This window comes from Stieleria sp. (assembly GCF_041595215.1).
GTDB classification, from domain to species: Bacteria; Planctomycetota; Planctomycetia; order Pirellulales; family Pirellulaceae; genus Stieleria; species Stieleria magnilauensis.
Genome location: NZ_JBFHKV010000736.1, coordinates 1 through 4,501, shown reverse-complemented (window position 1 = coordinate 4,501; position 4,501 = coordinate 1). Strand labels below are relative to the sequence as shown.

General features: G+C 58.8%; 5 protein-coding genes. 1 reads left to right on the top strand and 4 read right to left on the bottom strand.

The window, feature by feature from the left end:
* The 4 genes from ABX749_RS23380 to ABX749_RS23365 form a co-directional block, all read right to left on the bottom strand.
* A partial coding sequence (locus ABX749_RS23380; RefSeq protein ID WP_372898121.1) for a CDP-alcohol phosphatidyltransferase family protein occupies nt 1-412 on the bottom strand: 412 nt, incomplete at its 3' end.
* A 74-nt stretch (nt 413-486) separates the two neighbouring features.
* Nucleotides 487-1,434, bottom strand: coding sequence for a phosphatidate cytidylyltransferase (locus tag ABX749_RS23375; protein WP_372898120.1), 948 nt, complete (start codon nt 1,432-1,434; stop codon nt 487-489).
* The gene (locus ABX749_RS23370) at nt 1,431-2,159 is read right to left on the bottom strand and encodes a TVP38/TMEM64 family protein (protein ID WP_372898119.1); all 729 of its coding nucleotides are present in this window, start codon (nt 2,157-2,159) and stop codon (nt 1,431-1,433) included. The genes ABX749_RS23375 and ABX749_RS23370 overlap by 4 nt, the downstream gene beginning before the upstream one ends.
* Before the next feature lie 244 nt (nt 2,160-2,403).
* The gene (locus ABX749_RS23365) at nt 2,404-3,279 is read right to left on the bottom strand and encodes a diacylglycerol kinase family protein (RefSeq protein WP_372898118.1); all 876 of its coding nucleotides are present in this window, start codon (nt 3,277-3,279) and stop codon (nt 2,404-2,406) included.
* Nucleotides 3,280-3,441: 162 nt separating this feature from the next.
* Between ABX749_RS23365 and ABX749_RS23360 the strand changes: the two genes are divergently transcribed.
* The gene (locus tag ABX749_RS23360) at nt 3,442-4,326 is read left to right on the top strand and encodes a metallophosphoesterase (protein ID WP_372898117.1); all 885 of its coding nucleotides are present in this window, start codon (nt 3,442-3,444) and stop codon (nt 4,324-4,326) included.
* Nucleotides 4,327-4,501 lie beyond the last annotated feature (175 nt).

The following is a 4,501-nucleotide window of genomic DNA, read 5'->3' as shown; positions in this document are numbered from 1 at the left end:
CGGACAATAACGCCACAGCGGCAATCGCTACCATCAGCCATGCCAGCTTGGCCGACCGGGTGTGATAACTGGGCAGTTGCCCGAACTTTGCCAACGCAAATATTCCGGCGGCGATGTAGCTGACGATGGCGAAGACAATCCACAAGACTTCCTGTCCGAGCAAGTCGCCGCGCAAAAAGATCAACGCGAGTGCCAGGCATCCGTACATGACGGCGTCTGAAAAACTGTCAAGCTTTGGGCCAATCGCAGATCTTTGATTGAGCCATCGAGCGAGTTTGCCGTCGACGAAATCACTGAACGTCAGAATCAGGAACAGCACAAGTGTCGCGGTCTGCAGTCCGTTCCAGGCCAATACCAACATCAGTGGCGAGCAAATCGCACGCCCCACGCAGATGGCGTTCGGGATCGTCAACCACGTGGTCGAACGCTCTGCAGGCGAAACCGCGACTCTGTGTTCCGCCGACGGATCCCGTGATGATGATCGGCTCACCGCATCACCTCCACAAGCAGCAATGCAATGGGTGCGGAGAAGGTTAACGAATCGATGCGATCGAGCATGCCGCCCTGGCCCGGAATCAACGTGCCGCTGTCTTTTACCCCCGCAGCACGTTTGATCGCCGACATGTTCAGATCACCGAGCGTTCCTGCAGTCGCGATCGCCAATCCGAGCAATGACCAATCCACCATCGTCAGTTCGGTCAAGTTGGGACCAACCAATGCCGCAGTCACAACTGTCCCGATCAGCCCACCGACAAAACCTTCCAGCGATTTGTTCGGCGAGATCGCTGCTGCTAGCTTTCGTCGGCCAAGTGAACGTCCCGCCCACGCCGAGAGGATGTCGTTCCACTGCGTCATCCCGACCACCAGCAGAAACAATGCGGGTGATTCCGGATCGAGCAGCAGTAGACTGCATGCCGGAAAGATTCCGCAAAGCAGTAAACCCAAGATCGAAGACGCAATGCGTGGTGTGTATTGTCGGACTCCTTCTGACGCCAACGTTACGCCGCATAAAGCAATCGCGGATGCGGCAGAAACGAAGGCCAACCATGCAATGTCTCCGCCAATTGCGATTCCGCCGTAGAGCACAACGAGGTTGATCGTCATCACCCATGCAGTGGGCGTCCACTGCATCGTGGAAGACGCCGACGGAGTTGTTGGCGGAGATGGCGACGACAATCGCCTGTACTCCGTCATCGCGATGAACGACATCGCAAACCAGATGATCGACGCAGCCCACCGTCCGCCCAACGCTGCAACAAACAAGGAACCGGCAATCATCCACCACGAAACGAGGCTCGCCATCCGCCGACGAGCGGTCTCGCCCGGGCAGCGACGCAGCGAAGACAGTCGGTAGAGCGTGCCGGCAAGTAGCGCACTGAACACCGCCATCGCCAATGAAAACAGGTTGGCATACGATCCGGAAATGACGTTCATGATGCCGTGACCTCCCGCCGTTTCTCGTCGGATGAGCCGTCGGCGCTTTTGGAAGCTGATTTGCTGATCCGGGTCAGCTTTTTGGCCACCATCGGCGTTGCAATTGCCAGCGTGGCTGCGGAAAGCAACGGCCAGTCGATCAATTGCCAAGGGCGGACCTCAGCCATCCGATCCAGCGCCGGCAGTCTCGCACCGGCCAGGACGAAGACTAAGTTGCTGGGCAGCATGCCCAAGAGTGTCGTCCAAACGAACGTGGGCAACGGGACACTCGTTGCACCGGCCGAGTAATTGACGCCGGTGTAGGGGACATGGAGTAGACGTAGCGTCAAGAGGCAGGTCGCCTCACCGCCACGCTCGAGCGACTGATCGATGGTGCCGACGATTCGCGGCACGCGACGCAATGCCCAGTCGCGAAAGTAGCTGCGAACCGCCATCATCGCGATCACCGCCGCAGCGGTTAACGAGACGCTGACGATGGCCAAGCCGATCCAGAATCCGAACAACCATCCGAACGCAATGGACTTGCCCGTGGTGCCGGGAATCAACGACGTCAGGGTGTAGAGCAGGACGCCGACGATCACCGCGACGGCGGGGTGCCGGGCAACGGCATGACGCAACGCGCGTTCGTGCTCGACAAACGAATCCCAGCTCAAGGAGACTCCAGCGAAGTACCACGCTGCAATCGCGAGAGCGACGATCAGCAATGTTACCGCCAGCTTTTTCATGCCGCCACCAACCTTGTTGAATCCGACACCGTGTTGCAGCCGATGCAAAATTCGCTGCGGCGGGCAAGTCGTACCGCACGCATTGCGGTACCGAATCCTGCCTGGATCGGTTCGGTACGTGCCGGTGATTTCGACTTGAAGTGCGGTGTGAGGAAATTCAGAGGATAGGGAGGCATTTCAGCGTCTTGTAGGAGGATGGTGGTGCAAAGGCGTTGCAACTGATGTGCCCAAGGTTGTCGTGGTCTTACGAAAGGACCGCCAATTCTGCCGCCCGTGATGACTTCCTGACCGCGATTGCGTCAGGATGGCACGCGATGCGGATTGCCGATGGAATCACGGAAAACTCCGCATGACCGGTTCGCTCGCTTTCCCCGTCGAAACTGAAAGGAAGGTCCGGTTGAGATTCAATGCGAACGGACTTGGCAGCGAACGTCGCCACTCGGCCGGTTTTCTTGTGGCGACCGAGCGTGATATCGACGCCGGCTGCAATCAGTTCTCCCATCGGCATCACTGGCACCACGGTTACATTGAGCAGCCCGTCATTGAGCAGCGCATCGGGCGCGACGGGAAAGCCGCCGCCGACGTATCGCCCCGACGCGACCGCCAATCCAAACACGTCGAACTGTCGTGCCGTATCGTTTAGGAAATCGATTTCGATCGAGAATCGCGGAAGTGACGCGAGGTGTGAGAATCCTGCGATCCAGTAAGCCATCGCTCCCCACCGCTGTTTGTCTTCGGGCGTCACTTGACCAGCCACCAGGCCGCCGAATCCTGCGGTCGCCGCGTTGATGATCGTTCGGCGTCGGCCGTTTGTCACACGAATCAAATCCACGTCCACCGCCGGCGAGCCGATGGCCGTTTTGTACGCGTCCCACAGCGAGACTCCCTGCGCGCCGATGGAACGAGCGAAGTCGTTTCCGGTGCCGCCTGGAACCAGCCCGATTTCGAAACGCGAAAGCCAGCCCCGTTCACCGAGCGACTCCACGACGTGGGAAAGCGTGCCGTCGCCGCCGATAACGATCAGCCGCTGAGGCTCAGTTCGATCCACTTCGTCGAGCCACTCGCGATCCGGATCAAGCTGCCTCATCGTCAGCGACGATTCGCCCGCGATGCGTGTCAAGCTGTCGCGGATCGCTGGCCATTGTGACGCTCGGGGGTTCGCTAGGATGATGGGAGTCGCTTGCATCGGTATGCGGATTGCAGGGTTGTCGCTTCCTCCGCGAGCATTGGCTTGTTTCGCGTTCGCCTACGGAGCCGACGACTACATAGCAACTCTCATACCATGAAGATTCTCCACATCTCCGATCTGCATTTTGGTCCACCCTTCCTTCCCCGCGTCGGTGAGTCACTACGACGTGCAGCCGAGTCGGTGTCGCCGGACGTGATTGTGGTCAGCGGGGATCTGACGCAACGTGCGAAACCGGAGCAGTTCGAACAGGCCGCCGAGTTCCTTCGACAATTGCCGGATGCACCACGAGTCGTCGTGCCGGGCAACCACGATGTGCCGCTGTACCGGATCGTCGAGCGGTTCACCGATCCTCATCGGCATTACCAACGCATCATTTCAAAGGAACTCAATACGGTGTTACGCACCGACGAAGCCGTCATCGTAGGCCTCGACTCGACGGCCCCTCGTTCTGCCATTTCCAACGGACGACTTCACCCGTCGAAGCTCGATTTCTGTCGGCGGGTGTTCGAAAACGCGCCGCCCGAACTCTCTCGGATTGTCGTGGCGCATCATCACTTTGCCCCGGCACCGGATTACTTGCGTGACCGAGCGATGCCCAAAGCGAAGCGGGCCATCAAGCTGTTCGGTGACCTCGGTGTTGAATTGATTCTAGGTGGGCACCTGCATCGTTCGTACATCGGCAACACGCTGGATTTCTATCCTGCCGCTGGCCGCGACCACGGGATCGTCATCGTTCAAAGCGGCACGAGTACTTCGCGGCGGGGACGGGGCCGCGAGCGTGAGAAGAACACGTTCAATGAAATCGATTTGTCCCAACATGCCATCCGAGTCACGCATCATATTTACGACGACGATACCGGTATCTTTGCACCACTTAGCCGTCACGAGTTCGCCCGTGGCAGCGGACGGCTCTCCACCCAGACCGACGCCGTCGGGAAGCACGGTTCGGCGGAGTGGGAGGCCGAATTTTCACGCTAGTCGCGGTCAAGCACTGGCTTAAATTTTGATAACGCTCACGCTGACGCGAACCGGCTGATGTCAAACGAATATCAGCTGTTTGGCGCGAGCCTACGGGCCCTCATCTGAGGAAACGACGCTTAAACCTAGCGGCATTGGATTTAAGCGTCCTGTGAGTAAATCAACACAGTGTAGG

Bases quoted from the DNA above. Each gene is read 5' to 3' on its own strand.
- ABX749_RS23375 (WP_372898120.1), bottom strand. From the start codon at position 1,434: ATGAACGTCATTTCCGGATCGTATGCCAACCTGTTTTCATTGGCGATG.
- ABX749_RS23370 (WP_372898119.1), bottom strand. From the start codon at position 2,159: ATGAAAAAGCTGGCGGTAACATTGCTGATCGTCGCTCTCGCGATTGCA.
- ABX749_RS23360 (WP_372898117.1), top strand. From the start codon at position 3,442: ATGAAGATTCTCCACATCTCCGATCTGCATTTTGGTCCACCCTTCCTT.